The sequence below is a fragment of the Arthrobacter cheniae genome, assembly GCF_003602275.1.
Lineage (GTDB): Bacteria > Actinomycetota > Actinomycetes > Actinomycetales > Micrococcaceae > Arthrobacter_D > Arthrobacter_D cheniae.
Genome location: NZ_QZVT01000001.1, coordinates 441,333 through 457,135, shown reverse-complemented (window position 1 = coordinate 457,135; position 15,803 = coordinate 441,333). Strand labels below are relative to the sequence as shown.

Here is a 15,803-nt window from a genome sequence, read left to right as displayed (position 1 = left end):
CCGACTGGGCAGGGGTCGAGACGCCGTGGAAGAGCAGCGGCCCGGACGTCGCTTGCGGGGCGACGAGTCCGGGCCGTGCTCTTGGATGATCCTGTGGGTAGGTCAGCCGCGGAGCCTGGTCATCGTGGGGTCGTAGAGCGGATCAGCGGTGACGGTGGCCTGGATGCGCCGTCCGAAGTACTCGATCTCCACCGAATCCCCGATGCTCACAGCGGCAGGAAGATACGCGTAGGCGATCGGCTTGGCGACGGTGTAGCCGTAGGCGGCACTGGTGACGTAGCCGACTGCCTGGTCCTTATAGAAGACCGGTTCCTTGCCCAGCACGACGCTCCGGCCGTCGTCGACGGTCAGGCAGCGCAGGTGGCGGGCGGAGTCCTCCTCGGTGCGGCCTTCCAGGGCCGTCTTTCCGACGAAGTTCTCCTTGGTCATCTTCACGGCAAATCCGAGCCCGGCTTCCAGGGGATCGTGCTCGGTGGTCATGTCAGTGCCCCACGAGCGATATCCCTTCTCCAGACGTAGCGAGCTGAAGGCGGCCCGGCCCGCGGCGATGACGCCGTGGGGCTGCCCGGCCTTCCACAGGGCATCCCACAGGCGCTGGCCGTTGTCCGCGCTCGTGTACAGTTCCCAGCCCAGTTCACCGACATAGGACAGGCGCATCGCGGTTACGGTGACGCCGCCGATGACAACCTGCTTGGTCCGGAAGTATCGGAGACCGTCGTTGGAGAAGTCGTCGCTGCTGACGGTGCTGATCAGGTCCCGGGCGAGGGGGCCCCACAAGCCGATGCAGCAGGTGCCGCCTGTCGTGTCGCGCACCTGTACCCAGTCGCTGGCAGTTCCGGTTTCGGTTTGGTGACGTGCGGCCCGCTCGAAGTATGCGGTGTCGATGTTTCCGTTGGCTCCAAGCTGAAAGGTGTCTTCGTTCAGCCGGGCCACGGTGATGTCGCTTCGGATGCCACCGGCGTTGTCCAGCAGGAGTGTATAGGTGACGGCCCCGGGCTTCTTCGCCATGTCCGCTGTTGTGAGCTCCTGCAGTAGCTTCAGTGCTCCCGGACCGGAGATTTCGAGGCGCTTGAGCGGGGTCATGTCGTACATGGCCACCGCCGTACGGGTCTTCCAGGCTTCAGCTGCTGCGATGGGCGAGCTGAACATCGCGGACCAGGCATCACGGGCCGGGGGCTGCCACTCGGCTGGCATCTCCTTCAGCAGTTCCGCATTGGCCTCGAACCAGTAGGGTCGCTCCCAACCGCCGGACTCCAGGAAGACCCCTCCCAGTGCCTTATGACGGGCATGGAAAGGGCTGACACGAAGGTTCCGGGGGGAAAGCTTGGGCTGCAGCGGGTGCAGGACGTCATAGATCTCCACGAAGTTCTGCTGGGAGGTCTCGCTGACATACTCAGGGGTCAGCTGGACCGCTTCGAAACGGTGGACGTCGCATTCACCGAGGTCGACCTGGGACTTGCCGGTGATCAGGAGCTCGGCGACAGCCCGGGCGATACCGGCCGAGTGGGTCACCCAGACGGCTTCGGCCACGAAGAAGCCATCGAGCTCCTTGGACTCGCCCACCAGGGCCCCGCCGTCGGGAGTGAAGGAGAAAACGCCGTTGAAGCCATCCTCGATGTCGCTCTCCCGCAGCGCTGGAAGCAGCTGCTTGGTGTCCTCCCACGCCGGGAGGAAGTCCTCCAGGGTGAAGTCGAGACGGGAGGGCATGTTGTGGTCACTGATGCTATCGGCGTCGTAGGAGCCGAGGTCGGCGAGATCCACGGGCATGGGACGGTGCGCGTACGAGCCGATGCCGTAGCGGTCGCCGTGTTCGCGGTAATAGAGGTCCCGGTCCTGGTGGCGCAAAATCGGCAGTGAAGCGCCGTTGGGCAGTTCGTTGCAGCCCTTCCGTGCCGGCACCGGAGTGGTCGTGACGTACTGGTGCGCCAGGGGGAGAAGGGGAACGACCATGCCGATCATCTCGCCGATCTTGGCGCCCCAGAAACCTGCGCAGGACACCACGATGTCGGCGGGGATGACACCTTCGGAGGTCTCGACACCGGTCACACGACGGCCGGCCTGCGCGATGCCCGTGACCGTGGTGTTGCCTCGGTAGGTGACGCCTGCGGCCTCCGTGCGCTTGATTAGCAACTGAACGGCCCGCGCGGCACGTGCCAAGCCGTCAGTGGGTACATGGAGCCCGCCCAAGATGTCCTCCTCGTTCAGGAGCGGGTAGAGCTCCTTGCACTCGGCGCGGGACAGAATTTTTCCACTAATACCCCATGATGCGGCGTATCCGAGCTTCCGCTTCAGATCTGCCAGGCGGGTCTCGGTGGTGGCGACTTCGAGGCCACCGACCTGGTCGAAGCAACTGACGCCGTCCTCGGTCAGGGACAGGAACTTCTCGACGGTGTACTTGGCGAATTCGGCCATGGTCTTCGAAGGGTTCGTCTGGAAGACCAGACCCGGGGCGTGGGATGTGGAGCCCCCGGGCATGTTCAGCGGTCCCTTATCCAGGACCGTGATGTTGTTCCACCCCCGGGCGACCAGTTCATCGGCCAGGTTCGTGCCGACAATTCCGGCTCCGATGATGACAATGCTTGGCGTCGATGCCATGTGGCTTCTCCTGCTGATGTTCGTGTGGTGGCTCTGCTGATATGGAAGTTCTTATTTACCGGAACACGACGGTGCTGGTCCGATCCAGCAGCACACGGTGCTCGCAGTGCCACCGCACGGCGCGTGACAGTGCCAGTGCTTCGGCGTCCTGGCCAACGGTGGAGAGGGCAGTCGGTCCATAGCTGTGGTCGACCCTGATGACTTCCTGTTCGATGATCGGACCCTCATCCAGTTCCGCAGTTACGTAGTGGGCCGTCGCGCCCACCAGTTTGACGCCCCGATCGTAGGCCTGGTGGTAAGGGCGTGCACCCTTGAATCCCGGAAGGAAGGAATGGTGGATGTTGATCGCCCGGCCTTCAAGGGCGCGGCAGAGGTCGTCGGACAGTACCTGCATGTACCGGGCGAGCACGACGAGGTCGATGTCATACTCGTCCACCAGTTCCAGCAGGCGCTGTTCGGCAGCCGCCTTCGTCTCGGAGGTCACCGGAAGGTAGATGAAGGGGAGGCCGGCGGCGTCGGCCATGGCCCGATGGGTCTCGTGGTTCGAGACCACCAGGGCGATATCGCCCCCGAGGCTTCCGCCCCGCCAGCGGAAGAGCAGGTCGTTCAGGCAGTGGCCGAACTTGGACACCATCACGAGAATGCGTTGCTTCGTCTGGTCATGGAAACTGAACTTCATGTCGAAGCGGTCGGCGATCGAACGAAATTCCTCCTCAAGCCTCTCCGGGGTGTAGGCCGACGAGCCGGAAAAGGCGGAGCGCAGATGGAGTGTCTGTCGGAGGCCGTCATCGAACTGCTGGTGCTCGTCGATGTTGAAGCCACGTTCGAAGAGGAAGGTGGTCACGGCTTGGACGATGCCCGCCCGTTCAACGCACGACAGGGTGAGTACGAACTTCCTCGTCTGTTCCTCCAGGTGGACCTCCGACTGAGGCAGCGTGCTGGTCGATGGGTCTGTCGCCACTAGGGTCATGTCCCCTCCTTTAGGTATATGCCGCAACATGAGACTGATATATTAGAACTGACAGTGAGCGTATACTGGTCAGGAGTGAAGGTCAACAGCCTGTTGGCTCGAATGAGAAAGGGTCCACGCTATGGCTCACGAAGTTCTGGCAATCACTGATGCGGCAAAGAGGTCGCTGGCCGAGGTGGCCTACGAGCGCATCCGGGACCGGCTGCTCATGCTGGACATCAAGCCCGGCGACCTGATCAATGACGACGACCTCGCCAAGGACCTCGGCGTGGGCCGGACGCCGGTGCGTGAAGCCCTGAAGCGGTTGGAGCTGGATCGCCTGGTGATCTCCTATCCGCGGAGGGGGACCTTCGCGACCTGGGTGGAGGTCACCGATCTCGCGTTCATCTCCGAGATCCGTACCCAGCTCGAGCCCCTTGCGGCCTCCCGGGCTGCGCGGGTGGCGACGCAGCCGGTGAGAGAGCAGTTGAGGGCTGTCATGCACGCTGTCGAGTCCTTCGACGCAAGTGCGGCGTCCGTCGTGGAGACGCTGCGCCTGGATGCCCGTGTGCACCAGGGCATCTACGCAGCCGCCGGCAATCCCCACCTCGAAGACGTCCTGATCCGCTACGACAACCTTGCGACACGGATCTGGTGCATGGTCCTGGATCGCCTTCCCGACCTGTCGCACCACGTGCATGAGCATGTGGACCTGCTCCGTGCCGTCATCGACGGGGACGAAGTCCGGGCCGGAGAGCTCGCGCGTCTCCACGTCAGCGGCTTCGAGCACGCTGTGCGCGAGACCCTCTTCGCCGCCTAGGGCCGTTCTCCAGGGCAGGAATGGAGCCCTGCCCTGTAATGCTGCGTTCCACGTCCTCGTGAACTGTGCGTCTGCTCCTGGCTCCGCCGGGGAGCTGCAGTCACCTGTTGACACCTCCCGCGGGAGATATAATACTAGAATCACTCAACTAATATATCAACGGGATATTAGCTAGCAGACTTAGGAGAAACGATGGTCGACGTGTTGACCCGCTCGCTCGAAGAGACCGATCCTCTAGTGCATGCCGCTGTTCAGCAGGAACTGCTGCGCCAGCAGGGCACCCTGGAGATGATCGCCTCCGAGAACTTCGCGCCGACCGCGGTCATGGAGGCGCAGGGGTCCGTCCTGACCAACAAGTACGCCGAGGGCTACCCGGGCAAGCGCTACTACGGCGGATGCGAACACGTGGACGTGGTCGAGCAGCTCGCCATCGACCGCCTGAAGTCCTTGTTCGGCTCCGAATTCGCCAACGTGCAGCCCCACTCGGGGGCCCAGGCCAATGCAGCGGCGATGTTCGCCCTCATCCAGCCCGGGGACACGCTGCTCGGACTGAATCTCGCGCACGGCGGCCATCTCACCCACGGCATGCGCATCAACTTCTCCGGCAAGCTCTACAACATCGTCCCGTACGGAGTGCGTGAAGACGATTTCCTGATCGACATGGCCGAGGTCGAGCGCCTGGCGGTCGAGAACAAGCCGAAGCTGATCGTCGCCGGCTGGTCCGCGTACTCCCGGCAGTTGGACTTCGCCGAGTTCCGCCGCATCGCCGACCTGGTAGGCGCCTACCTGATGGTGGACATGGCGCACTTCGCAGGCCTGGTGGCCGCAGGACTCCACCCCAACCCCGTGCCTCACGCCCACATCGTCACGAGCACCACCCACAAGACCCTTGGTGGCCCGCGCGGTGGTGTGATCCTGACCAACGACGCCGGTATCGCCAAGAAGGTCAACTCCGCGGTGTTCCCCGGACAGCAGGGTGGCCCGCTGGAGCACGTCATCGCCGCGAAGGCTGTTGCCTTCAAGCTCGCTGCCGAGCCGGAGTTCCGCGACCGCCAGGAACGCACCCTCGAAGGAGCCCGCATCATCGCAGAACGCATGCTGTCCGCCGATGTCGCAGAGTCCGGCGTGACCGTCGTCAGCGGTGGCACCGACGTGCACCTGGTCCTGGTGGACCTGCGCAATTCGGAGTTGGACGGCCAGCAGGGCGAGGACCGCCTGCACCGAATCGGGATCACGGTCAACCGCAACGCCGTGCCCTTCGACCCGCGTCCGCCGATGGTCTCCTCCGGTCTTCGGATCGGCACGCCGGCGCTGGCCACGCGTGGCTTCGGGAAGACGGAATTCACCGAGGTCGCGGACATCATCGCCGCAGCACTCAAGCGCGAGTTCAGCGACGAAACCGTGGCGGAACTCCGGCAGCGGGTCGAAATCCTGGCGGGGAAGTTCCCCCTCTACCCGAACCTCTCCTCCGACGCGACCGAGGTGGCATGATGGCCGATCTGCTTCCGGAGCACCCGGAATTCCTCTGGCACAACCCGACCCCCAAGAAGAGCTACGACGCCGTGATCGTCGGCGGCGGCGGGCACGGCCTGGCCACCGCCTACTTCCTGGCCAAGAACCACGGCATGACCAACATCGCGGTCCTGGAGAAGGGCTGGCTAGCGGGCGGCAACATGGCCCGGAACACCACGATCATCCGCTCCAACTACCTGTGGGACGAGAGCGCGGCCATCTACGAGCACGCCCTCAAGCTCTGGGAGATCCTGCCCGAGGAGTTGGAGTACGACTTCCTGTTCAGCCAGCGCGGCGTGATGAACCTCGCGCACACCCTGGGCGATGTCCGCGAGAGCATGCGCCGCGTCGGAGCGAACAAGCTCAACGGCGTAGACGCCGAGTGGCTCGACCCCCAGCAGGTCAAGGAACTGTGCCCCATCCTGAACATCAGCGACAACATCCGGTACCCGGTCATGGGTGCCACGTACCAGCCTCGCGCCGGCATAGCGAAGCACGACCACGTGGCCTGGGCCTTCGCCCGCAAATGCGACGAGCTCGGCGTGGACATCATCCAGAACTGCGAGGTCACCGGCTTCCTGAAGGACGGGAACCGCGTCGTGGGCGTCAAGACCAGCCAGGGGACCATCCACACCGAGAAGGTGGGGCTGTGCGCTGCCGGCCACAGCTCGGTCCTGGCCGAGATGGCCGGATTCCGGCTCCCCATCCAGTCCCACCCCCTGCAGGCCCTGGTCTCCGAACTCCACGAACCAGTCCACCCCACGGTCGTCATGTCCAACCACGTCCACGTCTACGTCTCCCAGGCCCACAAGGGCGAACTGGTCATGGGCGCCGGCGTCGACTCCTACAACGGGTACGGCCAGCGCGGCTCCTTCCACGTGATCGAACACCAGATGGCCGCCGCCGTCGAGCTGTTCCCCATCTTCGCGCGGGCACACGTACTCCGGACCTGGGGCGGGATCGTGGACACCACGCTCGACGCCTCACCCATCGTCGGCACTACCCCGGTGGACAACATGTTCGTCAACTGCGGCTGGGGCACCGGCGGCTTCAAGGGGACCCCCGCGGCGGGGCTCACCTTCGCCCACACCATCGCCACAGGAACCCCCCACGAACTGAACAGGCCGTTCGCGCTGGAGCGGTTCGAGACCGGCGCCCTCATCGACGAACACGGCGCAGCCGCCGTGGCCCACTAGAAGAGAGTCCGGACATGCTCCTCATCTCATGCCCCAACTGCGGCTCCCGGGACGAGACCGAATTCCACTACGGGGGTCAGGCCCACGTGCCCTACCCCGAGAACCCGAACGAGCTGAACGACCGCGAATGGGCCGAGTTCCTGTTCTACCGCGACAACACCAAGGGTGCCTTCGCCGAACGCTGGCTCCACAGCACCGGCTGCCGCCAGTGGTTCAACATGCTCCGCGACACGGTCACCTACGAGATCCAGGCCGTCTACCCGATGGGCACGGCCCGTCCGGACGCAGCCGCCGCCGCACCTGACTCCGGCACCGCCAGCACCGCCCCGGACAGCACCACCACCGGGACTACGGCCCCGGACATCTCCGGTACAAGCACGACCCCCGCCAGCACTCCCGCCCCGGAAGGAGCAACAACGTGACTTCCCACAACGCCCGCCTCGCCGCCGGCGGGCGCATCGACCGCACCATCTCCTGGCGTTTCACCGTGGACGGCGAGGAGTTCACCGGTCACCCCGGCGACACCCTCGCCTCAGCCCTGCTCGCCAACGGCCGCATCGCCGTCGGCAACTCGCTGTACGAGAACCGCGCCCGCGGCATAATGTCCGCCGGCGTGGAGGAATCCAACGCGTTGGTTCGTATCGAACCCCGGTTCACGGGCCACGTGGCCGAGTCCATGCTCCCGGCCACGACCGTCACCCTGGTGGACGGCCTGAAGGCAGAGCTGCTCAACGGACTGGGCAGGCTGGACCCGGAGGACGACCGCGCCGAGTACGACAAGAAGTACGTCCACACCGATGTCCTGGTCATCGGCGGCGGGCCTGCCGGCCTGGCCGCCGCCCGCGAAGCCGTCCGCAGCGGCGCCCGCGTCATGCTCCTGGATGACCAGCCCGAGCTCGGAGGGTCACTGCTGTCCGGGTCGACCGCCCCCGGGCTGGCCGAGTCGATCGAAGGCAAGCCTGCCCTGGAATGGGTGGCGGACGTCGAGGCCGAGCTCGTTTCGGGCTCCGAATCCACCGTTCTCAACCGGACCACCGCGTTCGGCGCCTACGACGCCAACTACGTCATCGCCGTCCAGAACCGCACCGACCACCTGTCGAGCCCCGCCGCACCCGGCGTCTCCCGCCAGCGTATCTGGCACATTCGTGCCGCGCAGGTGGTGCTGGCCCCCGGCGCCCACGAACGCCCCCTGGTCTTCGAGAACAACGACCGTCCGGGCATCATGCTGGCTTCCGCCGTCCGCAGCTACCTCAACCGCTACGCCGTCGCCGCCGGACACCGCGTCGTCGTCAGCACCACGAATGACAGCGCCTACGCTCTGGCCGCGGACCTGCGCGCCGCCGGTGTCGAGATCGCAGCTGTCGCGGACGCCCGTCCGCAGCTCACCGATGTGGCTGCTGCCGCCGTCGCAGCCGGCACACGGGTGCTGATCGGCAGCGCGGTAGTCGACACTTCTGCGGACGGCACCGGTCGCCTGAACACCGTCACGGTCCGCGGCATCAACGACGACGGCGAACTCACCGCGCCGACCGAGCAGATAGCCTGCGACCTCCTGGCCGTCTCCGGTGGCTGGAGCCCGCTGGTCCACCTGCATTCGCAGCGGCAGGGCAAGCTGCGCTGGGACGACGAGCTGGCCGCTTTCGTGCCGAGCACGGTGGTCCCCAACCAGCAGACGATCGGTTCCGGCCGCGGTAGTTTCGACCTCGCGGATGTCCTGGCCGAGGGTATCTCCGCCGGCGTAGCCGCCGCCACGGCCGTGGGCTTTGAGTCGGCTACGCAGCCGTCCGTTCCCGGCGAGCCGAAGGCGTCCGCCCCGACCCGCCAGCTGTGGCTGGTCCCGGGTCAGACCGGCACGCCGGATGACTGGCACTCCCACTTCGTGGATTTCCAGCGCGACCAGTCCGTGGCCGACGTCCTGCGCTCCACCGGGGCGGGCATGCGCTCGGTGGAACACATCAAGCGCTACACCTCCATCAGCACCGCCAACGACCAGGGCAAGACGTCCGGCGTCAACGCGATCGGCGTCATCGCCGCCGCACTCCGCACGGCCGGTGAAGCGTCGCGGGGCATCGGTGACATCGGGACCACCACGTACCGTGCGCCGTTCACCCCGGTGGCCTTTGCAGCACTCGCCGGACGCCAGCGCGGTGAACTGTTCGACCCCGCCCGCAAGACGTCCATCCACCCGTGGCACGAGGCCAGGGGGGCCCTGTTCGAGGACGTGGGACAGTGGAAGCGCCCCTGGTACTACCCGCAGGCCGGCGAGGACATGGACGCGGCCGTGCTGCGCGAGTGCGCTGCCGTCCGCGACTCCGTCGGCTTCATGGACGCCACCACCCTCGGAAAGATCGAGATCCGCGGCAGGGACGCCGGTGAATTCCTCAACCGCATCTACACCAACGCCTTCAAGAAGCTCGCCCCGGGCTCTGCCCGCTACGGCGTCATGTGCACGGCGGACGGCATGATCTTCGATGACGGCGTGACCCTGCGTCTCGATGACGACCGCTACTTCATGACCACCACCACCGGCGGTGCCGCGAAGGTGCTGGACTGGCTGGAGGAATGGCTCCAAACCGAATGGCCCGACCTCGACGTGCACTGCACCTCGGTCACCGAGCAGTGGACCACGATCGCCGTCGTCGGGCCTCGATCCCGAGCGGTCATCGCCAAGCTCGCACCGGAACTCGCAGCGGATGGCGGGCTCGAGGCAGAAGCCTTCCCGTTCATGACCTTCCGAGAGACCACCCTCGCCTCCGGCGTGCAGGCCCGGGTCTGCCGGATCTCCTTCTCCGGCGAACTGGCCTACGAGATCAACGTGCCGGCCTGGTACGGGCTGAACACCTGGGAAGCCGTGGCAGCCGCCGGCGCCGAATTCGACATCACCCCCTACGGCACCGAGACCATGCACGTGCTCCGTGCCGAGAAGGGCTACCCGATCGTCGGCCAGGACACCGACGGCACCGTCACCCCGCAGGACGCAGGCATGGAATGGGTGGTCTCCAAGGCCAAGGAGTTCATCGGCAAGCGATCCTTCGCCCGGGCCGATGCCCAGCGCGAGGACCGCAAGCACCTGGTGAGCGTGCTGCCCGTGGATCGTGCCTTCCGGCTCCCCGAAGGCACCCAGCTGGTGGAGCACGGCATCGACGTCGACCCGGCCGCCGGTCCCGTGCCGATGCAGGGCTTCGTCACCTCCAGCTACTCCAGTGCCGCCCTGGGCCGGACCTTCGCCCTGGCACTGATCAAGAACGGCCGCAACCGTATCGGGGAGACCCTGGTGGCCGCCGCAGGTGACCAGCTGGTCGACGTCGTCGTCGCCGAAACCGTGCTTTTCGACCCCGAAGGGACCCGCAAGGATGGCTAACACAGCAGCACTCAACGGCATTCATGGACTCCGGGACATCCGGCGCAGCCCTGCCTCCCACCTGACCGCCGCGATGGAGGCCGGGTCCGTCGAGGGGACGGTGATCCTCGAGGAGGGCCCGTTCCAGACCATGGTGGGCCTCCGCGTGGACCCCCGCTCCGAGGAGGGCGCGCGGGTCGCCGCCGTGGCCGGCAGCCTGCCGACCCGCTGCGGTGGAGTGGGCGGCGCCGACGGCGTCAGCGTCCTCTGGCTCGGGCCGTCCGAGTTCCTGGTGGTCGCACCCGAAGAGGCCCACGATTCGCTCGGCGGTGACCTCATCGGTTCCCTCCACGCTGCCCTGGGCGAGTCACCGGGCCAGGTGGTGGACCTGTCCGCGAACCGCACCACCTTCGAACTTTCCGGCGCCCGCGCCCGAGCAGTGCTGGAGAAGGGCTGCTCCCTGGACCTGCACCCCCGCGCCTTTCCTCCGGGAACAGCCCTGAACACCGAGGTGGGCAACATTCCGGTGGTCCTCGAGAAGACTGGTGAGGAAAGCTACCGGCTCTTCCCCCGCGCCTCCTTCGCGGACTTCCTGGGCCGGTGGCTCCTCGATGCGATGCGTGAATACGCCTCGCCAGAGGTCCCCTGACAGCGCTCAGCGTCCTGGATCCGCCTGCTGTATTCCTCCGAGTCCCGCGTCGGCGGGATGACCGACGCCCTTCCGACAGGATGTTCTGCCGGGCCACCGAGAACGAAGGAACGACAACATGGCTGTAGGAGTTTTCGACCTCTTCTCCATCGGGATAGGACCCTCGAGCTCGCACACCGTCGGACCGATGCGGGCCGCCGCGGTGTTCAGCGAAGAGCTGAAGGCCGCCGGCATCCTTGCCGATGTGGAATCACTGCGGGTCGACCTCTACGGGTCCCTCGCCGCGACAGGACACGGACACGGAACCATGACGGCGATCCTTCTCGGTCTCGAAGGTTTCCATCCGGAGCTGATCCAGCCCGAGGAGGTGGAGAAGCGGCTGGCAGCCATCGCCGGCACCGGCATTCTGGAGCTCGGTCAGGGCGTGTCCTTGCCCTACGGGGTCAGGGATATGGTCCTGCGCCCGCTGACGATCCTGCCGCGGCACACCAACGGCATGACGTTCACCGTCTACGGTTCGGCCGAGCAGGTCCTCCATGCGGCTACTTTCTTCTCGGTCGGCGGAGGTTTCATCGTGCGGGAGGGTGAGGAGGACGCCGCCCAACAGGAACTCGACACGTCGAAGAAGGTGCTTCCGCTACCGTTCCGCACCGCTGCGGAATTGCTGGAACACTGCCGTCGAACCTCTCTCGGTATCAGCGACGTGATGCTGACCAACGAAAAGGACAGCCGCACGGAGGAGGAGATCCGGAAGGGCCTACTCCACATCTACTCGGTCATGGAAAGCTGTGCGGAGGTCAGCCTCACGCGCGAAGGGCTGCTACCCGGCGGACTCAAGGTCCGTCGGCGCGCCCCCGACTGGCATGATCGCCTGCTCAAGGAGGACAAGGACCATGACCCCAAGTACTGGCAGGAATGGGTCAACCTCATCGCCCTCGCCGTCAACGAGGAGAACGCATCCGGGGGCAGGGTAGTCACCGCACCAACCAATGGAGCTGCGGGCATCATCCCCGCCGTGCTGTACTACGCCCTGCATTTCGCGCCCGGCATGCGGGATGCCGACCAGCAGGATCGCGATGACGTGGTGGTCAAGTTCCTCCTGACGGCTGGTGCCGTCGGAGTCCTTTACAAGGAACAGGCCTCGATCTCGGGCGCGGAAATGGGATGCCAGGGCGAGGTGGGCTCTGCATCGTCCATGGCTGCTGCCGGCTTGGCCGAAGTGATGGGCGGAAGCCCATCGCAGGTCGAGAACGCGGCCGAAATCGCGATGGAGCACAATCTCGGACTGACCTGCGATCCCATCGGTGGTCTGGTTCAGGTGCCCTGCATCGAGCGGAATGCCATTGCCGCGGCGAAGGCGATCAATGCCGCCAAGATGGCGCTCTGGGGAGACGGTATACACCGGGTATCCCTCGACGAGGTCATCATCACCATGCGGGAGACAGGCAAGGACATGAGCTCCAAGTACAAGGAGACAGCCATGGGTGGGCTGGCCGTCAACGTCGTGGAGTGCTGAGCAGCAATGACAGGACATGGGAAGCTCGACGGTCGGGGTGCATACCCCGAACCACCTCCAGGAGCCCGTTTCCGGACACCGCGTGCACGGCAACAGGTCACAGACTGTTGCGTCGCTCTCTCTGCCCTGTCCATCATGTCGGTTCTCCTGTACTTCACGGCGCAGTACAACGGCTGGTAACCGCGTAGGCCCGGAAACGGACCAGGAATCACGTCCCCAAAAAGGTCATGGCTGTCGGTTCGGGAAAGGCACCCGTCAACCCTGCCCGACCGCCCCAATGCGCACAGCAGCGATCATTGCCGAAGAAGATCGATCACAATCTCGATGAGGAGTGGAACAGCATGCAGCAACTTGCGAACCGGCTCGAACGTCTGGGCACCGAGACCGCCTTCAGCGTCGCCCAGGCAGCGGCCGCCTGGAAGGCGAAGGGGAACCTCGTGTACCCCTTCCATCTCGGCGACATCAACATCCCGACGGCCCCGCACATCATCGAAGCCATGAACCGGTCCATCGCCGACGGCTACACGGGGTACTGCCCGGGCCCCGGTATCCCGCAGTTGCGCGAGGCACTCGCGGACGACATCGGGGCCCGCCGAGGTATCGAGTTCCTCCCTGACAACGTGGTCGTGATGACGGGAGGCAAACCCGTGATCACGAAATTCCTGCAGGCGGTCATGAACCCCGGCCAGGAAGTGCTCTATCCCAACCCCGGCTTCCCGATCTACGAATCGCAGATCGAGTACCTCGGCGGGACAGCGGTGCCGTACCGCTACCTGCCCACGAGCGAGGGCTTCGCGATCGATCTCGACCAGGTGCGCGCATCGATCACCCCGAATACCGTCGCGATCATCTACAACGACCTGCAGAACCCCATCTCGGCCGAGTCGACGTCGGCCGAGCGGGAGGCTGTCGCACAGCTCGCCCAGGAGCACGACCTCTGGGTACTCTCCGATGAGGCGTACTTCGAGACGCGCTACGAAGGTGTCTCCAGCTCCATCGCCTCGCTTCCCGGCATGATGGAGCGCACCGTGATCCTCTACACGTTCAGCAAGAAGTTCGCCATGACCGGATCCCGGTTGGGCTGCGCCGTCGCCCCGATCGAGATCGCCAGAATTCTCAGCACCCTCAACACCAACGATGAATCGTGCACGACGCACTACGTTCAATGGGCCGGCATCGAAGCACTCCGTGGCACCCAGGAGCCCGTACAGCAGATGCTCGACGTCCTGCGCGAGCGACGGGATGCCGCATGCGAACTCGTGAATGACATCTCCGGCGTGCAGGTCGCCGTGCCGACGTCGACGTTCTACCTCTTCCCCGACGTCACCGAGGCCATGCAGCGGATGGGATACACGGCAGTCGGTGATTTCGCCTCCGCAGCCCTGCGCGAGACCGGTGTCTCCTTCTGCACCCGTGAGCACTTCGGACGCCGCCAGCCCGGCGAAGAGCGGCAGTACATCCGGCTCGCCTACTCGGGCATCGACGTCGCCGACATCCGCGAGGGCCTGGGCCTCCTGCGCAAGTGGATCGAGACGGCATGAGCCGGGTCGTCGTCACGGGACGGATACCCGAAGCCGCTGTCGAGAAGCTTCGCGCCGAGCACGAGGTCGATGCCTGGCAGGGGCCGGAGTCGATCGGCCGCGAGGAGCTCCTGCGCCGGGTTGCCGGGGCCCACGCCGTGGTGAGCCTGCTCACCGAACGCATCGACTTCGAGCTGCTCGACGCCGCCGGCCCGCAGCTCAAGGTGGTCGCGAACGTCGCCGTCGGCTACGACAACATCGACGTGGCGGCCTGCACCGAACGGGGCATCGTGGCCACCAACACCCCTGGCGTACTCACGGACGCTACAGCCGACATCGCGCTCGGCCTGATCCTCATGGCGACCCGCCGGCTCGGCGAGGGCGAACGACTCGTCCGCTCCGGCCGGCCCTGGACGTGGGGCATGTTCTTCCTGCTCGGTAGCAGCCTGCGCGGCAAGACCCTCGGCATCGTGGGCATGGGTGGCATCGGCCAGGCCACCGCGCGCCGGGCCAGAGCCTTCGGCATGGAGATCATCTACCAGTCGCGCAGTGAGATCGATCCCGGGATCGCCGCAGAACTGGGCGCCCGGCGCGTCGACCTCGACGAGCTGCTGAGCGTCTCCGACATCGTCTCCGTGCACTGCCCCTATGGGCCCGCCACCCATCACCTGATCGGCGCCGAACAACTCGCCATCATGAAGGATTCGGCCTACCTCATCAACACCGCCCGCGGACCCATCGTCGATGAAGCAGCCCTCGCTTCTGCCCTGGGCGACGGACAGATCGCCGGCGCCGGACTCGACGTCTACGAGAACGAGCCCCGCGTGCACCCTGGATTGCTCGAGCTCGAGAACGTTGCGCTCGTCCCACACCTCGGATCCGCCACCGTCGAGACCCGCACCGCCATGGCGATGCTCGCAGCAGACAACACCCTCGCCGTACTCAGCGACCAACGACCACCCGCGCCGATCAACTAGAGGGAAGGCGGCTGATGCCGGCGGCAGCCGCGGAACCAGGTGCATTCGGGATGCACCCTTCCGGGTTTCGCCATAGTCTGGCCGGGTGGATACAAGGACCGTGAACCCAGGCGAACAGGTTGACAGGCAGTCCCGCATCCTCGAGGCGGCGTTGACCGTACTGTCACGACATGGCATCTCAGGTGTCAGCATGCGCGCTGTGGCGCGTGAGGCCGATGTGGCACTGGGACTCGTGAATTACTACTACGAGGACAAGGCAAGCCTGATCCGGGCGATCCTGCACCGGATCGATGAGCACGACCGGATGCTCGTCGAGCCAGACCCGGGCTCGCCGCCGGACGAACAACTCCGCAACGCCCTACGACGCGTTGCGGGCGCCGACCTCCTGACCACTCCTTACCTGTCCCTGCGTCTCCACCTGTGGGCTCTCGCGCAGGCCCACGAGGATTTCGCGCTGATCAATGCGACGGCGTTCGACCGGTATCTCGACGCGCTCGCGACGCTCATCGGCAATGCCAACACCGGGCTCACCCGCGCCGAGTGCAGGGAGCGTGCAGATGACATCGTCGTCATACAGAACGGCATGTGGCTGACGGCGCTCCTCGGCATCGACAAGGCAGCCATCCAGAGAAGCATCCTCCGCACCGAACACATCGCCTTCGCCGGTCAAGGAGCGAACGAGCACGACCCGGACAGACCGCGAGAATCCTGACCACCCTCGCACCGGGC

General features: G+C 65.7%; 12 protein-coding genes. 10 read left to right on the top strand and 2 right to left on the bottom strand.

What is annotated here, in order from left to right; genetic code table 11:
* Positions 1-102: 102 nt before the first annotated feature.
* Together D6T63_RS02170 and purU are read right to left on the bottom strand one after the other, a co-directional pair.
* A complete protein-coding gene (locus D6T63_RS02170) occupies positions 103-2,595 on the bottom strand; it encodes a GcvT family protein (RefSeq protein WP_120147361.1) in 2,493 nt (830 codons plus the stop codon).
* A gap of 55 nt (positions 2,596-2,650) precedes the next feature.
* Complete coding sequence (gene purU, locus D6T63_RS02165; protein WP_120147360.1) at positions 2,651-3,565, bottom strand: formyltetrahydrofolate deformylase; 915 nt, start codon at positions 3,563-3,565, stop codon at positions 2,651-2,653.
* A gap of 121 nt (positions 3,566-3,686) precedes the next feature.
* Here purU and D6T63_RS02160 point away from each other — a divergent pair, with 121 nt between their 5' ends.
* From D6T63_RS02160 to D6T63_RS02115, 10 genes are all read left to right on the top strand, one after another.
* A complete protein-coding gene (locus D6T63_RS02160) occupies positions 3,687-4,364 on the top strand; it encodes a GntR family transcriptional regulator (RefSeq protein WP_120147359.1) in 678 nt (225 codons plus the stop codon).
* Positions 4,365-4,556: 192 nt separating this feature from the next.
* Positions 4,557-5,855, top strand: a complete 1,299-nt coding sequence (glyA, locus tag D6T63_RS02155; protein ID WP_120147358.1) for a serine hydroxymethyltransferase — start codon at positions 4,557-4,559, stop codon at positions 5,853-5,855.
* Positions 5,852-7,072: a sarcosine oxidase subunit beta family protein gene (locus D6T63_RS02150; RefSeq protein ID WP_120147357.1), complete on the top strand. Its 1,221-nt coding sequence runs from the start codon at positions 5,852-5,854 to the stop codon at positions 7,070-7,072. Before glyA ends, D6T63_RS02150 begins: the two co-directional genes overlap by 4 nt.
* A 14-nt stretch (positions 7,073-7,086) precedes the next feature.
* Positions 7,087-7,494, top strand: coding sequence for a sarcosine oxidase subunit delta (locus D6T63_RS02145; RefSeq protein ID WP_120147356.1), 408 nt, complete (start codon positions 7,087-7,089; stop codon positions 7,492-7,494).
* Positions 7,491-10,433, top strand: coding sequence for a sarcosine oxidase subunit alpha family protein (locus D6T63_RS02140; protein WP_120147355.1), 2,943 nt, complete (start codon positions 7,491-7,493; stop codon positions 10,431-10,433). The genes D6T63_RS02145 and D6T63_RS02140 overlap by 4 nt, the downstream gene beginning before the upstream one ends.
* Complete coding sequence (locus tag D6T63_RS02135; RefSeq protein ID WP_120147354.1) at positions 10,426-11,061, top strand: sarcosine oxidase subunit gamma; 636 nt, start codon at positions 10,426-10,428, stop codon at positions 11,059-11,061. The genes D6T63_RS02140 and D6T63_RS02135 overlap by 8 nt, the downstream gene beginning before the upstream one ends.
* Before the next feature lie 118 nt (positions 11,062-11,179).
* Positions 11,180-12,577 carry an L-serine ammonia-lyase gene (locus tag D6T63_RS02130; RefSeq protein WP_120147353.1) on the top strand — a complete coding sequence of 466 codons (1,398 nt, stop codon included), beginning with the start codon at positions 11,180-11,182 and terminating at the stop codon, positions 12,575-12,577.
* 341 nt (positions 12,578-12,918) lie between these two features.
* Positions 12,919-14,118, top strand: a complete 1,200-nt coding sequence (locus D6T63_RS02125) for a pyridoxal phosphate-dependent aminotransferase (RefSeq protein ID WP_120147583.1) — start codon at positions 12,919-12,921, stop codon at positions 14,116-14,118.
* Positions 14,115-15,074 (top strand): 2-hydroxyacid dehydrogenase, encoded by a 960-nt coding sequence (locus D6T63_RS02120; RefSeq protein ID WP_120147352.1) that lies wholly within the window; start codon positions 14,115-14,117, stop codon positions 15,072-15,074. The genes D6T63_RS02125 and D6T63_RS02120 overlap by 4 nt, the downstream gene beginning before the upstream one ends.
* An 85-nt stretch (positions 15,075-15,159) precedes the next feature.
* Entirely contained in the window at positions 15,160-15,786 is a 627-nt protein-coding gene (locus tag D6T63_RS02115; protein WP_120147351.1) for a TetR/AcrR family transcriptional regulator, read from the top strand.
* Positions 15,787-15,803 lie beyond the last annotated feature (17 nt).

Bases quoted from the DNA above. Each gene is read 5' to 3' on its own strand.
- D6T63_RS02170 (WP_120147361.1), bottom strand. From the start codon at position 2,595: ATGGCATCGACGCCAAGCATTGTCATCATCGGAGCCGGAATTGTCGGC.
- purU (WP_120147360.1), bottom strand. From the start codon at position 3,565: ATGACCCTAGTGGCGACAGACCCATCGACCAGCACGCTGCCTCAGTCG.
- D6T63_RS02160 (WP_120147359.1), top strand. From the start codon at position 3,687: ATGGCTCACGAAGTTCTGGCAATCACTGATGCGGCAAAGAGGTCGCTG.
- glyA (WP_120147358.1), top strand. From the start codon at position 4,557: ATGGTCGACGTGTTGACCCGCTCGCTCGAAGAGACCGATCCTCTAGTG.
- D6T63_RS02150 (WP_120147357.1), top strand. From the start codon at position 5,852: ATGATGGCCGATCTGCTTCCGGAGCACCCGGAATTCCTCTGGCACAAC.
- D6T63_RS02145 (WP_120147356.1), top strand. From the start codon at position 7,087: ATGCTCCTCATCTCATGCCCCAACTGCGGCTCCCGGGACGAGACCGAA.
- D6T63_RS02135 (WP_120147354.1), top strand. From the start codon at position 10,426: ATGGCTAACACAGCAGCACTCAACGGCATTCATGGACTCCGGGACATC.
- D6T63_RS02130 (WP_120147353.1), top strand. From the start codon at position 11,180: ATGGCTGTAGGAGTTTTCGACCTCTTCTCCATCGGGATAGGACCCTCG.
- D6T63_RS02125 (WP_120147583.1), top strand. From the start codon at position 12,919: ATGCAGCAACTTGCGAACCGGCTCGAACGTCTGGGCACCGAGACCGCC.
- D6T63_RS02120 (WP_120147352.1), top strand. From the start codon at position 14,115: ATGAGCCGGGTCGTCGTCACGGGACGGATACCCGAAGCCGCTGTCGAG.